Annotated in this window: 12 protein-coding genes and 1 other RNA gene; 4 read left to right on the top strand and 9 right to left on the bottom strand. The window is 35.0% G+C overall.

Annotated features, from left to right (window positions below):
- Positions 1 to 1203 carry an NAD(P)-dependent oxidoreductase gene (locus tag C8N41_RS07260; RefSeq protein ID WP_115838723.1) on the bottom strand — a complete coding sequence of 401 codons (1203 nt, stop codon included), beginning with the start codon at positions 1201 to 1203 and terminating at the stop codon, positions 1 to 3.
- 121 nt (positions 1204 to 1324) lie between these two features.
- Between C8N41_RS07260 and ssrA the strand changes: the two genes are divergently transcribed.
- Positions 1325 to 1721: a transfer-messenger RNA gene (gene ssrA / locus C8N41_RS07255) on the top strand.
- A gap of 331 nt (positions 1722 to 2052) precedes the next feature.
- Here ssrA and C8N41_RS07250 read toward each other — a convergent pair.
- Positions 2053 to 2481, bottom strand: coding sequence for an FKBP-type peptidyl-prolyl cis-trans isomerase (locus tag C8N41_RS07250; protein WP_115838817.1), 429 nt, complete (start codon positions 2479 to 2481; stop codon positions 2053 to 2055).
- Positions 2482 to 2790: 309 nt separating this feature from the next.
- Here C8N41_RS07250 and C8N41_RS07245 point away from each other — a divergent pair, with 309 nt between their 5' ends.
- The 3 genes from C8N41_RS07245 to msrA all read left to right on the top strand — a co-directional run bounded on the left by C8N41_RS07245 (position 2791) and on the right by msrA (position 4098).
- Positions 2791 to 3030, top strand: coding sequence for a DUF7218 family protein (locus C8N41_RS07245; RefSeq protein ID WP_115838722.1), 240 nt, complete (start codon positions 2791 to 2793; stop codon positions 3028 to 3030).
- Positions 3031 to 3106: 76 nt separating this feature from the next.
- Positions 3107 to 3559 carry a peptide-methionine (R)-S-oxide reductase MsrB gene (gene msrB / locus C8N41_RS07240; protein WP_115838721.1) on the top strand — a complete coding sequence of 151 codons (453 nt, stop codon included), beginning with the start codon at positions 3107 to 3109 and terminating at the stop codon, positions 3557 to 3559.
- Entirely contained in the window at positions 3559 to 4098 is a 540-nt protein-coding gene (msrA, locus tag C8N41_RS07235) for a peptide-methionine (S)-S-oxide reductase MsrA (RefSeq protein ID WP_115838720.1), read from the top strand. Before msrB ends, msrA begins: the two co-directional genes overlap by 1 nt.
- 82 nt (positions 4099 to 4180) lie before the next feature.
- Here the strand turns inward: msrA and C8N41_RS07230 are convergent, their stop codons facing one another.
- From C8N41_RS07230 to C8N41_RS07200, 7 genes are all read right to left on the bottom strand, one after another.
- Positions 4181 to 5164, bottom strand: a complete 984-nt coding sequence (locus C8N41_RS07230) for a DNA topoisomerase IB (protein WP_115838719.1) — start codon at positions 5162 to 5164, stop codon at positions 4181 to 4183.
- A gap of 115 nt (positions 5165 to 5279) precedes the next feature.
- Positions 5280 to 6701: a TolC family protein gene (locus C8N41_RS07225; RefSeq protein ID WP_115838718.1), complete on the bottom strand. Its 1422-nt coding sequence runs from the start codon at positions 6699 to 6701 to the stop codon at positions 5280 to 5282.
- Positions 6702 to 6765: 64 nt separating this feature from the next.
- Positions 6766 to 7437 carry an ABC transporter ATP-binding protein gene (locus tag C8N41_RS07220; protein ID WP_115838717.1) on the bottom strand — a complete coding sequence of 224 codons (672 nt, stop codon included), beginning with the start codon at positions 7435 to 7437 and terminating at the stop codon, positions 6766 to 6768.
- Positions 7438 to 7455: 18 nt separating this feature from the next.
- Positions 7456 to 9807, bottom strand: coding sequence for an ABC transporter permease (locus C8N41_RS07215; RefSeq protein ID WP_115838716.1), 2352 nt, complete (start codon positions 9805 to 9807; stop codon positions 7456 to 7458).
- Positions 9808 to 9957: 150 nt separating this feature from the next.
- Positions 9958 to 12405, bottom strand: coding sequence for an ABC transporter permease (locus tag C8N41_RS07210; RefSeq protein WP_115838715.1), 2448 nt, complete (start codon positions 12403 to 12405; stop codon positions 9958 to 9960).
- A gap of 59 nt (positions 12406 to 12464) precedes the next feature.
- Positions 12465 to 14882, bottom strand: coding sequence for an FtsX-like permease family protein (locus tag C8N41_RS07205; protein ID WP_115838714.1), 2418 nt, complete (start codon positions 14880 to 14882; stop codon positions 12465 to 12467).
- A 24-nt stretch (positions 14883 to 14906) separates the two neighbouring features.
- Positions 14907 to 17306, bottom strand: coding sequence for an ABC transporter permease (locus C8N41_RS07200; protein ID WP_115838713.1), 2400 nt, complete (start codon positions 17304 to 17306; stop codon positions 14907 to 14909).
- Positions 17307 to 17431 lie beyond the last annotated feature (125 nt).

Genomic DNA, 17431 nt, shown 5'->3' with positions numbered 1-17431 from the left:
TTAATTTCCGTCTATATAGTCTTGTAAATAACTGAACCGGTTCGTTAATTTCCCATTTTCAGTCATCTGAGCACGTTTTAAGATTTCCCGTTCATCGTTATTGAAGAATGCAGGAATTACGTGTTCCAAAAATGTTTCACCAAAACCTTCACTAGCATCTTTTGGTAACTCGCATGGTAAATTATCTACAGCCATTACAGTTATAGCTCCTTCTGCATCATAAGCCACTTCCTGTTCCGTTTTAGGATCATAACCATAAAAAGGATCTTCAATAGTTGAAGGTCGTATTGTACTCGCCACAGGACCATCAATATCACAAGAGATATCAGCCACTAAGTTTATCTTGAAATCAGGATGCTTGGCATCTTCTCTCGTAAATAAATACGGTGCATTATTTCCATAAAAATGACCTGCTATAAAATAATCGGTTTCTTTAGCATAAGGCATAAAGTTACTTTCATAACCCGATGGATCTTTGTAAAACTTAAAGCGGTCACCAACTTTACCGTCTTTTCGTTTTGCGTATTCCATAACATCCGCCATAACATACACTGGTTCCGTAAACTCTGAGGTTAAATATAATGCATCACTGATTTGCTTTATGCCCAAATGGTCTAATATTTCCTTGGCACCATAAGCTACTTTTCCGGTTCCAGTAAGCAAAATTTTAATGTTTGGAATGGTGATTTTATCTAATTCGGCTTTTACGGCATTTAAATCGGCCAAGGTTTCCACTTTGGGTAATTTAAATAATCCATCTCGTAATCCTAAAGCTCTAAATCCATTATAGGCGCCAACCAAGCCAGCATATCGTCCAAAACCTATAAGTCTCGCACCATTTTCTTTAACGATAGTTTCATGATCAAACATCTCTATATTTTTCTCTAACATAGCCACTAACAATTTTCTATTGTACGGTTGCTTCTTAATCGTGTGAGAAAAGTAGAAGTATTTTTTATTCGGAATCAAATTTTCGATAGGTACTTCTTTCACTCCAATCATTACATCGGCATGAGAGACATCGTCTAGAACTTCAAAACCTAAATCTTTATAAGCTTCGTCCGGAAAAATTCTAATATCCGAAGACTCTACAATGAATGTAGCCTCTGGAAATTGCATTCTGGCTTCTGCTAAATGTTCAGGAGAAAACACCACGCGTCTATCTGGTGGATTTTTACGTTCTTTTATGATGGCAAATGTCATACTTATTATAATTTTAAAACTGTCAAAATTGAATATGGAATAATATTTGCACGAATGTAAAAGGATTTATGAGGTTGCGCAACTTTTTTCGTAACTTCGCCGTCCATTTATTTCAAATTTTGGGGTCGACTGGTTTTGACAGCGAGATTAATTAAATGGTAAGCACGTGGTGTAATGGCATTGAAACACCTAAAAGGCTAGACCAAATTTTAAACGGCGAGAATAACTACGCTTTAGCTGCATAATCTGAATTACAGTAAGATTTCGTGCTCATTCCTACAAGGTAGGAAGGCTAAATGTCTCCGAAAAGCCCTAGTCAGTGGCGTTTCTGCATGAGGCATCGTAAAAATTGACTAAGATTGGGTAGCGCTTTGATGCCCTTTCGAGATTAAAAAGCTAAGCGTAAAGTGGGTTGTCTTTAACCAGCTTTACGTCTAAAATCTAAGAAAAGACTAAACGTGTAGAAAGCCCTTTGGTTACTTGTTTGGACGAGAGTTCGATTCTCTCCGACTCCACAATGAAGCACAACTTTGTTGTGATTTTAAACATACAAAGTGCAACAAGTTAACTTGATTGCACTTTGTTGTTTTTAAAATATATAGTACACCAGAGCATTACGAAGTTAATCTCACCGATTGCACAAAAACTGAATCGCTAAAATTATAAAGGAGATAGAAGTTTTTTATTAAATCGTGCTTTGTTTTGTAGATACTTTTTACACTGGTATTGTATATTTAATCACCTCAAACAAATTATAATATTTGACTAACATAAAAACACACTCAGTTTTAAAACAAAAAACCTATGAAATTAACTTCATAGGTTTTCTTATATCTCAATCAGAAGGTCTTACTTAATCTCTACCAATTCAAGATCAAATACTAATTCTTGTCCTGCTAAAGGATGATTTCCATCTACAACAATATGGTCTTCATTCACCTCTACAATTTTGAAAGGATGCTCGTTACCTTGTGCATCTTTAGACACTAAACCTAATCCTACTTCTGGCTTTACCTCCTCTGGTAACTGTGCCTTTTCAACTTTGTGAAATAACTCTTGTCTCACTTCACCATAAGCTTCAGTTACAGGAATATCTACAGTTTTTTTATCGTTTACTTTCATATCAATAACTGCTTTTTCAAAACCAGGAATCAACATCCCTTGACCTAATGTAAACTCTAAAGGCTCGCGCTCTAAAGAACTATCAAAGACTTGTCCGTTTTTTAATTTTCCTGTATAATGTACTTTTACAGTATCATTTTCTTTTACTTGACTCATAAATTTCTTATTTTCATTATAATAAGCTGCAAAATTATTGTTTCTCATAGAGAATAAAGAATCATACGACCCTTTTCTGTCTATTTAAGAAAAACTTAACGTCTCAGAATACCAAACCATAAAATATCAACCTTAAATTAGAGTTACAATTAACCCTATGACCCGAATCCTATATAAAATCGCAAAGACAACGTATAGATATTTCTATTGTGTTGCTTATTAACACAGCCAATTTTTGTTGCAATAGCGCTAAGCAATTGTGCCTTTTATTAAGAACTTATTGGTTACAAATTATAAAGACATATATACATGGCACGTTCAAGAATTAAAAATGAAGATCAATACGACGCTTTGCGCGATAAAGGTTACAGTAAAGAAAAAGCAGCAAGAATTGCCAACACACCAGATGCTGGCAAAAAAGGCGGTAAAGCAAAACCATATGAAGAATGGACCAAAGATGAACTTTACGAACAAGCTAAAAATGTAGATATCGAAGGAAGATCTAAAATGAAAAAGGATGAATTAATCACTGCCCTCAGAAATAATTAAAATTTTTAAAATTGAAATCTATTTTTCGTGAAAGTAATTTGATATTTTCACGACTATTTTATTTAAATACAAATCTATGTTAACTTGGAAAGACATTATTAACTTTTCTGTTAATGGCAACCCTACTCCAGACCGTCGTGTTGAGAAAACTGAGGCTGAATGGAAAGCGCAATTAACAGATGAGCAATATAGAATTACTCGTCAAAAAGGTACCGAACGTGCGCATACTGGTGACCTTTGCACAACTTATGAAGAAGGCAAGTACCATTGCGTTTGTTGCAACACACCATTATTCGATTCTACAATAAAATTCAGTTCAGGCACAGGTTGGCCAAGCTTTACGCAACCTATAGAAGAAAATGCTATTAAGTATGAAAAAGACACGACTTATGGCATGGTTCGCGTAGAAGTGATGTGCAATACTTGCGATGCTCATCTGGGACACGTTTTTCCAGATGGCCCAGAACCGAGTGGATTGCGCTACTGCGTGAATTCAGAATCTATGATTTTAGATAAAGAAACAGCATAATGAGTACTAAAAACTTACAAATAGCAACAGTTGGTGGCGGCTGTTTTTGGTGTACAGAAGCCGTGTTTCAAGAGGTTAAAGGTGTAGAACAAGTTATCTCTGGATATGCTGGAGGGAATGTACCCGGAAAACCTACGTACAGAGAAATCTGTTCTGGTTTAACAGGTCATGCAGAAGTCGTTCAAGTGACTTTTGACGCTAACGTGATTAGCTACGAAGCTATTTTAATCATTTTTATGACTACTCACGATCCAACAACACTTAATAGACAAGGTGCCGACCGTGGAACACAATACCGCTCAGTAATTTTCTATCATAATGATGCGCAAAAGGAAGTTGCAAATCGAGTTCTAAATGAATTAAAACCGTATTACGAACAACCGATTATAACAGAATTAACTGCAGCTCCTACGTTTTATGAAGCGGAACAAGAGCATCAGGATTTTTATGAAAACAATCCAGATTATGGGTACTGTAGTTTTGTTATTGAACCTAAATTATCCAAATTGAGAAAGCTTCATTCTGCTTTATTAAAATAATTAAGAATTTGAAAAGCAACTTTCTACAGAAGGTTGCTTTTTTTTTATGATACTGTGATATTATTTAAAGTTAGCATTTGAGCTATTTCAATTTTCTCTTCAGCATACACAAAACTCCAATTTCCTCTCTCGAAAGGTTTTCATTTACTTTTAATAGTCGTGCTATTTCCTTTTGAAAATAGTTGATGGTTTTGCCATCAATATATTCATCAATAACACGCGGATCAATATAAGAACTGCGTGCAACCGATGGTGTGTTTCCCAAACGCTCACTTACTTTTATGACCGCTTCACGGATATTTTTATCTAATTCTTTTTGGTCTTGTTTTTTAGAATACCCAATTTCATCTAATGCCATGGCGGCAATCACTGTTCCTGCCCATGTTCTAAAGTCTTTTGCAGAAAATTCTTCACCCATCACCTCCTTAATATAGTCATTGAGATGTTCACTTTTAACATCCTGCTTTTCTCCGGCTTCATCAATAAACTTAAATATTTCATAACCAGGCAAATCGTCTATCTCTTGCACGATTTTCGCTAACTTTCTATCAACGATATGGCGTTCTTGTTCTTTACCCGATTTCCCGATATAATTAAAGATGAGTTCATCATGTTCAATTTGCAAATGTTTACTTCGCATGGTCGTTAAACCATAACTCTCGTTTTCTTTGGCATAATAATCACTCCCAGGTCTAAAATACGCGGCTTCCAGAAGTCTCACCATACATGCCAGCACTTTTTCTTTAACCAATTTTCGTTTACGAAGGTGTTGTCCGGTAACACGACGCATACGTTCTAATTGACCTGCAAACTTAACAATGCGATCGAATTTTTGCTGTTCTTGCTTTTCTCTATATTTTGGATTATAGATATACTGTTTTCTATTTTTATCGTCTCTACCTGTGGCTAAAATTTTAGCCGATTTGTTGGTAGTAATTTCAACATCGGTCCAAGCTGGTGGAATAACCAAGGCTTTAAACCAATCTTTTAAATCTTTATCCTTTATAGTTTTATCAGTACTATCGACATATCGAAAGCCTCTGCCATGTTTTTTTCTGTAGTACATGATGTTCGTGTGGTTATATAAGCTATAAAGTAAATTCTTTAACCCAACATCAATTAACTCAAAAGCCACTAAAAGTATCTCATTACTTTCGTGATTAAAAATCGTAATATCTTCTTTACCCCTTAATACCTCTATAATAATCCAATACTTTTACGCGCAGTAAGTAATCGTATTTGGCATTGGCGAGATTGACTTTAGCATTGTCTAAATTATTTTTACTCGTGATATAATTTAAGAAATTAGAGACGCCATTTTTAAATCGGATATCATTAATACGATAAGATTCCTGATAAGCTTCCACTTGTTTTTCTAAACTTTGATGACGTTTATAAGCGGCTTCCATATCAAAATATACCTGAGCAATCGCATTCTTAATGTCAACATGTGTACGTTCTAACTCAATGATGGATTCTTCAACTTTAATTTTTTCTAAAGCCACATTGTTTTTCGCTCTAAAACCATTGAATAATGGCACATTAACCTGAACACCAACAACCGTATTGAGATTATTATCTAATTGGTCGGTATAATCAATACCTTCTGAAGCATAATTGGTCTGTTCTGTCATAATCGGCAAATCTTCATCGTCAACCGTTACAAAATCTCCGGTTTCAACAAAACTTGACCCTGTGGCGGTAAATAATTCCGCTGCGCTAGAATAGTTTGTATTTAAACCTCCAAAAAGTGAAATTTCGGGTGTAAACTGAGACTTCGCAACACGCACCCCTTTTTTGGCTGCTTCTATACGCAATTCCTTAGCTTTAAATGTGGCTAGGTTACGAATAGCGTCTTCAAAAACAGTATTGGCAGAAACTTCATATTTATTAAATTCTAGAAGTAAACCATCGGTTGCTAAGTGAATATCTTCTTTTAAATTCATTAATTGCTGTAAACTTATTTTGGCATTATTTAAGCTGCTTTCAGCTACTAAGACACTGGTTTCATCGCTTGCCACTTGTCCTAGAATATCAGCGTAATCTGCAGGATTTCCTGATTCGTTATCGTAAAAATCTTGTTGAATTTTAAGCTGTTGTTTTGTTGTTTCTAATCGGGATTTAGCCAACTCTAATACATCTTTTGCATTTAAAACTTGAAGATAGGCCAAGGTGATATTCAATATTAAATCTTGTTGCGCTGCTTCAATTTCTAAGTCGGAAGCTTTTTTATTCAATCGATTTTGTTTGGCAGCATTTAATAATCGAAAACCATTAAAAATGATCATATCTAAACTCAATCCTAAGTTAGAAAAGGTTAATTCTTGATTGATATAAGCGTTGGTAAATGGGTCGATACTTCTGCCATCATTAACACCCAAATTAAAACTACCATTAAGACTTGGTAACACATCGGCTTTGGATTGTTGGTAATTTACTTTTGCTGAATTGGCTTGTAAATTGGTTGATTTTAAATCGAGGTTGTGCTCTAAAGCGATAGCAATACAATCGTCTAAAGTATAACTTTTGTTCGTTGTATTTTGAGCAAAACCAGCCCAACTCATCATTACAATGATGATTAATAGTATGAGTTTATGTATCATGATTATTGTATAATTTTATAAAACACCCCTAAAGTCCACTCAAGAGAAAATTTCAGTTAAATATTTATACTATTTTTCCATCAAGTAGATTAATAATTCTAGAACCATAAGCAGCATTACTTTCAGAATGTGTGGCTTGTATTATGGTGACTCCTTCTTTATTTAACTGAGCAAAGAGTTCCATGATTTCCTCGCTTTGTTTAGAGTTGAGATTACCAGTTGGTTCGTCTGCTAAAATGAGCTTTGGTTGTCCTATTAAGGCTCTGGCAATCCCAACGAGTTGTTGTTGCCCTCCACTTAATTGTATTGGGAATAAATCTTTCTTTCCTACGATATTAAATCGGTCTAGCATATCAGCAACCATCGCTTTACGTTCAGAAGATTTTACGTTTTTATAAAGTAATGGTGTTTCTATATTTTCGTAAACGGTGAGTTCATCAATAAGATGATACGCCTGAAACACAAAACCGATATATTCTTTGTAGAGTTTAGAGCGGTTTTTTTCTTTCATACTATGCACAGGTTCACCTAAAAAGGTATAACCTCCACCTGTAAAATTATCTAACATACCAATACAATTCAACAAAGTAGATTTCCCAGAACCAGAAGGTCCCATAAGTGAAATGAATTCACCTTCCTCTACATTAAAATTAATATTATCTAGTAATGTGACTTTATTGCTTCCTGAATTGACTGTTCTTGTGGCTTCGTTTAAGCTTACTAATATATTTTGCATTTTGATTGATGATTTTATTTATTCGGTTTTTAAACTATCCACAGGATTTGCAATTGCCGCTTTAATCGCCTGAAAACTTACCGTCACCATTGCAATTACAATAGCAACTATTCCAGCTATGACAAAAATCCATCCATTGATTTCTATGCGGTAGGCATAATTCCCAAGCCAATTATCCATAACATACCAAGCCACAGGAATAGCAATTACAATGGCAAGACCAACGAGTTTTAAAAAGTCTTTAGATAATAATTTTACAATACCAGAAACACTTGCTCCTAAAACTTTACGAACTCCAATTTCTTTGCTACGCTGTTCTGCGGTGTATGCTGCCAATCCAAAAAGTCCCAAACATGAAATAAGAATGGCCAATAAGGCAAAAAGCTGAGATAGCTTCCCAACGAGTTGTTCACTTTTAAATTTAGCGTTAAACGCATCATCTACAAAACTGTATTCAAAAGGAAATGCTGGGTTGTGTTTTTTCATTACTGCTTCAATTTTAGACAACACATCGCTAGTTCCTATTTTAGGATTTGTTTTTAAATACATATAACTCGCTTCACCATGGTAGTTAAAAAACATCACAGGATCACTTTGTCCATACATGTCATCAAAAAGGTAATCTTTTACAACACCAACAACCGTATACACATCTCCTCGATCTATCTTCTTACCAATTGCACTGCCTTGTCCCATCAGTTTAGCAAAGGATTCTGTAATTAAAACACTCGTACTGTCTTTTGCCATGTTTTCATAAAACCCACGACCTTCAACGAGTTCCATACCTGCAGTTTCCAAGAAATCGGAACTAATATATCTAAAGAAAATTAAGACGTCTTCTGTGTTTGTTCCGCCTGTCCACGTTAAGTTAGAACCATTATTACCTCCATTTAAAATCCCAGAATTATTTAAACCGACGCTTGAAACCGCACCTGTTTGAATTAAATCTTGTTTAATGACATCAAATTTTTGGATCATAGTTCCATTGACATTCAACGAAATCAATTGGTCTTTATCAAAACCTAAGTCTCTATTTTTTATATGTTGAAGTTGTTGATAGACTAAAATGGTACAAATAATAAATACGATTGAAATTGTAAACTGACCAACAACGAGTCCTTTCCGGATATAATTTGCAGAACCGTGTGTAACTTTTAGTCCTTTTAAAACCTCAACAGGCTTAAACGACGATAGATAAAAAGCAGGATACAGTCCTGCGATGATGCCGCACACCAAGGTAATTCCTAATAAAAATACAATGTGAAATGGTTGCGACAATCCTAAAACTAAATCTTTTTCTATAAGTAAATTGAATTGCGGCAACAACACAAACAGGAACAGTACACTCACTAAACTAGCTATAAAAGCCAGAATCAAAGCTTCTGAAATAAATTGAAAAATTAATCTTGTGCGACCAGAACCCATCGCTTTTCTGACTCCAACTTCGTTTGCTCGTTTTTCGCTTCGTGCTGTGGATAAATTCATAAAATTAATACACGCAATTAATAAGATAATTAAAGCAATGATAGTAAATAGTCTCACCGAATCTATGCGTCCACCAACTTGCTTTCCATTTTCAAAATGAGCTCTTAAGTGCCAATCTTTTATAGAATGTAAAAAAGCTTTTGAGTCACTATCTCCTGTTTTCTTCTCTAATAAACCTCTTACTTGTGCATCAACATCATTAAAATCGGCTTCTGGTGATAATTCTACAAAGGTATCGGCGAAAAAACTACCATAACCATTGGTCCATTCTTTGTCTCCACTCCAACGCTCAAATGGTGCAATCCAATTGATGGGAAATGTGACGTTTTTTGGAAGATTTTCAATCACTCCAGAAATTAAATAGTTCTCAGTATTATCTACTTTGAGTACTTTACCAATGGCCTTTGCATTTTTGCCATACAACTGTTCTGCCGTTTCTTGCGTAATAACGATGGCTTCAGGATTATTAAAAGCCTCTTTAGCATTACCTTCAACAAATTTTAAGCTAAATATTGTTATAAAATCTTCATCTACAAAACGTCCACCACTATTAATGGCATTATCATTTACAGAAAATAATAAATCTCTATGTTTAGTGCGTGATGCTTTAACAATTCCTGGAATTTCCGTTTTCATAGCTTCCGCAAATGGTCCTGGTGTAGAATTGAACGTTCGCCATTCTCCATCATATTCTTGATGCGTTGGCACATAATACACTTGATCTTGCTTTTCAAATTCCGAATCGAAACTCAACTCATCTTCAACCCATAGAAAGATTAAACTGGCACAGGTAATTCCGATGGCTAATCCGAAAATATTCAGAAAGCTATACCCTTTATTTTTACGTAACGTCCGGAATGCTATTTTTATATAATTTAAAATCATATTCTTTTTTTGACTGAATTAATTATTACTACTTATTATGTAGTGAAGATGATGCCAAAACCACAAAACACTAAAAATCAATTAATTAATTTTTATTTTAAAATCCATAGTGTTCGTTTTTGATACACATCTTGTTCGTAAATGAACAGTTTATTCTGAGCGTAAAGAATCCACAGGATTAGCATTTGCCGCCTGAAGCGTCTTTAGACTGATGACTAATAAGGCAAAGACAATCATAGCCAAACCACTCACTAAAAACACCCAGAAACTTATACTTGTTTTGTATGCAAAATCTTGTAACCAATTGTGAATGCCGTAATATGCAATTGGTGCAGCAATAACAAAAGCAATCGCTACCAAGATTAAAAACTCCTTACATAAGAGTGCATTAATCTGTAACAATGACGCTCCCAAAACTTTACGCACTCCTATTTCTTTTACACGACGGTTAGTGGTATAAATCACAAGTCCGAGCAATCCTAAACAGCTAATGAGAATTGACAAGCTTGTTGCCCAATTTAAAAGTTTGGACATCTTTTGCTCCCGATTATAAAACCGCTGAATGGTTTCATCTAAAAACTCTACGCGATAATCGTCTGTTTCTGAATAAACCGATTTATAAACATTTTCAATTTTTGAAAGTGTTCCTTTAAAATCCGCTGATGATTCATTTTGAAATGCGATATGAACAGCTTGAAACTGACTCCAATCTTGTTGATACCAGTCTCCTCTATATGCCATGGGTTTAATAGGGCTTCGCAAGGAACGTTGGAAAAAATCTGCCATAACTCCGACTATAGGCACACTTTGATCACCGAATAAAACTGTTTTTCCAATAGCTTCGTCGGGACTTTTAAACCCAAGTCTTTTTCGGCATGTCTCATTAATTACTAACTCTTTAACAGTATCATTTCTGATGGTTCGTCCTGCTATAAGATCTAACTCAAATACCTCAGCGTAATTGACGTCACCAAAAATAAATTGTAAGTCTATATTAACCTCATTGTCACCATTATTATAAGTAACTGAAGAACTATTCGTTGAAATAGATGCAGGTGCATGGCTTCCAATACTAATCGACTTAATTTCCGGAATAGCTCTTAATTTTTGGGCATAAAGCTCTTTTTTAGAAATTTCACGTTCCGCTCTAGGGCTATAAACAGACACAATAGCATCCGTTTTAAAACCCATATCTGTTTCTAAAAGAAAATTAATTTGTTGACCAACCAACAACGTAGCAATTACAAATACTTGAGCAATAGAAAACTGAAAAACCGTTAAGAATTTACGAAGTTTCACCTTTTTATTTCCGACAGCTAAATGATTTTTTAAAACGGCAACCGTGTTAAATTTTGAAAGTACTAATGCTGGATAAAAACCAGATAAAAATGTCACTAATAGTAATAGAATAGCGATACCAAGAATAATTATGGGTGATTTCATCAACTCATAACTTAAACCTTCTGGCACAAAATCTGAAAACACATTAATCAACCATCTAGAAAGCAATAGCGATAATACTGCAGACACTAAAACCAATAAAAAGGTTTCACCCATAAATTGACCTATCAGCTGTTTTCTAGAGCTTCCTAATGTTTTACGGATTCCTATTTCTTTAGCACGCTGAGAAGCTTGCGCTGTATTTAGATTGATAAAATTGATACAACCTAAAAGCAATAGAAATATCGCCACTAAAGCGAGATTTATAAGTAGCGATTTACTGGCCTGACCTTTAGACCAATCGTAAATACCATACTTTTCGTTGAAGTGAATATCTCCTAATGGTTGAAGTGTAAACTTTTGTTCATCACCATATTTTTTAGATTCCTCATCTTGGTGCTCCTTTGCTAAATCATCCAAACGATTTTGTATGGCTGATAAGTCGGCATTTGAAGTCACCTTTACAAATAGCTGAGACGCATCGTTGGTATTGTTCCAATTTTTATTAAGGAAATCGTCTCGCAATCGTGTTTGCAAAATTGTTGAATGCGAGATAAATTCTTCAAACACAAAATCTGTTCGTTCTTTAAAATTCTCAACAATTCCTGTAACTGTTATATGAAGTGAATCATTGTAAACCAAGGTTTTTCCAATAATATCTGAAGGTTTTGTATTTGGAAAATAATCAGCTGCTCGATTTTCGGTAAGAATAACATTATTTGGACTTGCTAAAATTTCAGATGTATTACCAGCTAAAAATTTATAATTGAAAATCTTAAAATAATTAGCATCTGCAAAAATGACGAAGTTGGGCCATTTAAATTCGGAATTTAATACTCTATTTTCAACTTTTGAAGGCCGTTCAATATAAAACCCACTAACGGTTTCAAAATTTGAATTCTCGGAAATAGCATCCTCCAATGCTAAAGTGACTCCTGGAATTGAAAAATTAGCTTCAGGACTCGTTAAATCGGTAACTACTCTATAAATACGATCCTTATCTTTATGAAATGTATCAAAGGTAGCATCGTAATAAATCATTAAACCAATCACAAAAGAGGCACTTAAACCAATGGTTAATCCAATAATATTTATTAGAGAAAACACCTTATGCTTCATAAGGTTCCTCCATGCTATTTTGAAATAATTTTTAATCATGATGTGTTGTTTTATAGCAAAATCCACAAGGTTTTAAACACCTGGCAGGTTGATGATGATTATTCCGTTCTTAAAGATTCTACAGGATTAGAGGTTGCCGCTTTTATTGTTTTTACAGCTATGGTTAACATGGCAATCACTACTGCGATGCCGCCTGCACCTAAAAACATCCAAATATTAAGTTCTATACGATACGCATAATTCTGTAACCAATTATGCATTGCCCACCATGCTATTGGCGACGCGATTAAAAAAGCGATAACGACTAATTTTAAAAAGTCTTTAGTCAGTAATATTGTAATAGCCGAGACACTGGCACCGACTATTTTACGAACTCCAATTTCCTTTTTTCGCTGTGCTACAATAAGCAAAGACATGGCAAATAAACCGATACAACTTAAGATTATAGCTAAAATAGAACCACTACCAATCATGGTAATCATGGTACGCTCATGTCGTAAGGTTCTATCAATATTTTCATTTAAAAAAGACCCTTGAAATTCGGCATTAGGTTCAATAGTATTCCAAGCTGCTTTTACATCGGTGTAGGCTTGCTCTAAATTTTGTGATGATACCTTAACGTATGCATTGCGCAAATTCCAATTAGGAAGCGCAAATAAGGTCATTGGCGCAATATTCTGGTCGAGTTCTTGAAAATTGAAATCTTTAATAACACCTACTACAGAATATACAGCATCATCTAAATCTATCTGTGAGGCTAAAATATCATCTTCATTAAGTTGCTTCGCCATGGCTTCATTGATAATAACCGAAAGACTATCACTCGCTAAGTTTTTTCGAAATGAACGACCTTCAATAATATTCAAGTCTAAGGTTTCAATATAATCGGCATCAACCACCACCATGTGTGTTTCTACACCGCGACCTTGATGTTCAAAACCCAAGACACTTGTAGAGCGTGAGCCATCTTTTCCTAAACCTAAAATGTTATTGGATGCTGTAACACTTACAATATTAGGTTTATCTTGAAGCGTATTTCGAAGTAATTCTATAGCTTGTTGATCGTTAAGTTGACCATTCAGAGGAAAAGCAATCACCTGATCTTTATTGAAACCTAAATCTTTAGTCCTCATAAATTCCACCTGATCCCAAAGTACAAGCGTACCACTAATCAGTAAAATAGCAATGCCGAATTGCAAGACCATTAAACTATTTCGCAAATGGTTTTTACCATTGACGTCGAGCTTCCCTTTTAAACTTTGTAAGGTTCCTAGGCGGCTCATTAATAACGCGGGATAACCTCCAGCAATTAATGTAATCAGCAAAACACTTAAAATAAGCACCAACAACAATGATGGGTTTAGTAAGGTTGCCAATGACGCTTGGGTTTTAAATAAGGTTTGAAAATAAGGCAGTAGAAACACAGCTAATAAAATTCCTAGTCCGATGGAAATTAAAAACACTAAAATGCTTTCACCCCAAAACTGAAAAAACAGCTGTTTTTTGTTTGCACCTAATGTTTTTCGCATGCCAATCTCACGCAAACGTTGCGCACTTTTAGCAATACTCATATTGATAAAATTCACACAAGCGATAAACAGAATTAAAGTTGAAATCCCCAAGACCAAATAAGGCATGGTACGACTTACTGTTACTGGACCTTGATTAAAATTAGCAAAACGAACATCTGCCAAAGGCAATAGTTTTAGTTGTCTATAAAGTCCGTCAGTATTTGGTTGAAACCCATCACGTTTAGCATTATCAATCTCGTTTTTGTAATGTAATTGCGTAAAATCTGTGGTACTCTTTTCAAATTGCTTAGGTTGTACACTTTCTGCAAGTTGCATATATACTTCATGGTTCTCCATGTCCCAACGACCGATTGTTCTAGCATAGGCATGTTCATTCTGGCTTTTAAAATTCAGAACGATATCAAATCCCATAGAACTGGTATTCGGAGAATCTTTTACAATTGCTGTAACCGTAAACGGTACTTGTTGCTCATCTCTTAGAATGCTAACCGTTTGTCCGATGGGCTCTTCATCTCCAAAAATACGTTTCGTAGCTAGTTCAGTCATTACCACAGAAGACTCTGACGCTATTGGATTTGTCTTATCACCTTTTATAATTGGAAAGCTAAACATGTTAAAAAAATCGGGATCCACATAAGCCGTACTCATACCGAATTGCTTGTCTTCTTGACTTAATAAGACACCAGTACTAACATAGCGCGTAATTTTCTCAACTCCCGCAACCTCATCTTTTAAAGCGGCAGCAAAAGGCTCCGATTTTGAGATGTTAGCTTCGACACCATTGGGTGTACTATCTTCAGAATACACCATATAAAGGGCGTCTCCATGTTCATGAAAGCGATCAAAAGACAATTGAAAAACGGCATACATCGCTAATAAAATAGCCACACCAAATGCTGCCGTAAGTCCAACCACATTAAGCACTGTAAACGTTCTATTCTTCCAAAGGTTTCTGAGTGCAATTTTTATATAATTTTTAAACATGATTGTTCGTTTTTTGATTGATGATTATTCGGTACGCAATGCCTTTACCGGATTAGAGGTTGCCGCTTTAATCGCTTGGAAACTTACAATGATTAGTGTAATGATTAACGCTCCAAAACAAGCAATAGCAAAGACATCCCAACTGACTGTGGTACGATAGCTAAATTTTTGTAACCATTGTCCCATAATATAATAGGCTAACGGAGATGCAATTAATAATGCGATGACCACAAGCGTGATAAAATCTTTTGAAAGCAATAACCATAACTGACTGATGGATGCTCCTAAGACTTTACGGACCCCAATTTCTTTAGTACGTTGTTCAGCCACAAAAGATGCTAATCCAAATAAACCTAAACAACTAATAAAAATCGCTAACACTGTAAATACTCTGGCTAAACTGGCAACGCGTTCTTCTGATTCAAACTTTGCTCCATATTCTTCATCTACAAACTGATAGTCGAAAGGAGTGTTAGGGAAGTTCTTCTTAAAGACACCTTCAATAAGCGCTAAATTTTCACTGGTGCTTTTTTCAGGATTAAGTCTTACATTATAAAACGCCGTATTATCTTCGCTATCAAAAACATACATCGCTTGTTTCACAGGACTGTAAGGCGATTGAATAATCATATCTTCAACAACTCCTACAATTTTTAAAGGTGGACTTGGATCTTCAGTATCAGAATCTCTAATAAATTTACCTATTGGGTCTATAAGTCCCATGTATTTCACAGCCGTTTCATTAAGTAATACAGCATTTGAATCTGAAGCGAATTCCCGAGAAAACCCACGACCAGCAGTAACTTTTAAGCCTAAAGTTTCCACAAATTCATATGAGACTGATGTATATGCTAAATCTTCCTGGAAATCAGCTGGCTTACCATCCCAAGTATAACCAGATCTATTAGACCATACATTAGTCATTGGCCCACTTGTACCCGTCATTTCTAAAGCACCTCCAGAGGCTATAAACTGATTCCTCATGACATCTTTTTTCCCGATAAACTCGTTACTCATAACTGGAATTTGAATGAGTCCTTCTTTATCATACCCAACAGGTCGATCTTTAGAAAACTGAATTTGATTCATCACCACTAATGTTCCTATAATTAAGGCTACCGAAACGGTAAACTGTGCGACTACTAAAATTTTTCGAGGCAAAGATGAATAACGACCAGATTTGAAGGTGCCTTTTAATACCGCAACTGGATTAAAAGATGATAAATAAATGGCTGGATAACTTCCTGCTAAAAATGCCGTAATAATTACAAAAGCCAATGAAATTAACCAAAACTGAAGATTTTCCCACGGAAAAACGATGGCTTTACTAGCCAAATTATTAAATCCGTTTAAGAATAACAACACTAATCCAAGTGCAACAATAAACGACAGAAACACAATTAAAAACGATTCACTTAAAAATTGAAAAATAAGCTGACTACGTTGTGAGCCAATCGATTTTCTAATGCCTACTTCTGTCGCTCGTTTTTCGGAACGTGCGGTACTTAAATTCACAAAATTAATACAAGCTAATAACAGAATGAATAAACCTATAATACCAAACAACCAAACGTTTTCAATACGTCCACCAGATTGCACTCCATTTTCAAACTCACTTCGCAAATACCAATCTTTCATAGGTAACAGGAATAATTGTGGATTAAATTGAGCTGTTTCAGATGAGGCATTTTTCTTTACATCACTAATTTTAGAGGTTACCACATCCATAGTCGTATTCTCGTTAATTTGCACAAACAGCTGAAATGAATTATTTCCCCAAGCATCCTTTGACAATTCTAACCAAGGCTGGGTTGTTACATAATGTTTCCATGGAATGATGTATTCCATATCGCTAAATGAGTTATTTGTTGGAATGTCTTTATAAACCGAAGACACAATTAAATCATCCTCATTATTCACTTTTACTATTTTTCCGAGAGCGGTTTCATTACCAAATAAAGACTTTGCAGCAGATTCTGATAACATAATTGAATTCTTCTCTTTAAGGCCATCTTTTACTCCCGAAATAATATCCAAATCCAACATAGCTGTTGCCCCTTCTTGCATTGCGTTTCCTGTTATGTAAATATTGGTTTCACCAAATTTCAGGTATCGCGGTTGTTCCCAAGATGACATCACAATATGCTTAAAATTATCAGTATGATCTTGACGTAAAGCAAACTCTAAAGGTCTTGGCACTGCAGGACTCGTATTAACATTAGCATTCATAGTTTGACTTTGAAAAACCTGAGCTATGCTACCTTTATCTTTAAAGTGATTATTAAAATTTAATTCATCAGTCACCCATAAACCAATCATAATCGTCGCTGCCATGCCAACAGCTAAACCTGAAATATTGATAAATGAATACACCTTATTTTTAATAAGATTCCGAAACGCTATTTTGAAATAATTTTTGAGCATGGCTTCTATGAATTACTGTTCGTTTTTTGATTGATTTGGCTTCGACACTTCAGTCGTAATTGATTGGTTGTTTTATGATTTACTGAAGTGTTTTCGGCCTGATTGATTGATTGATTGATTGATTG

It is taken from the genome of Winogradskyella sediminis (assembly GCF_003387355.1).
In the GTDB taxonomy this organism is placed as follows: domain Bacteria; phylum Bacteroidota; class Bacteroidia; order Flavobacteriales; family Flavobacteriaceae; genus Winogradskyella; species Winogradskyella sediminis.
The sequence above is the reverse complement of the archived record's forward strand: the minus strand, read 5'-3'. Positions and strand labels throughout refer to the sequence as shown.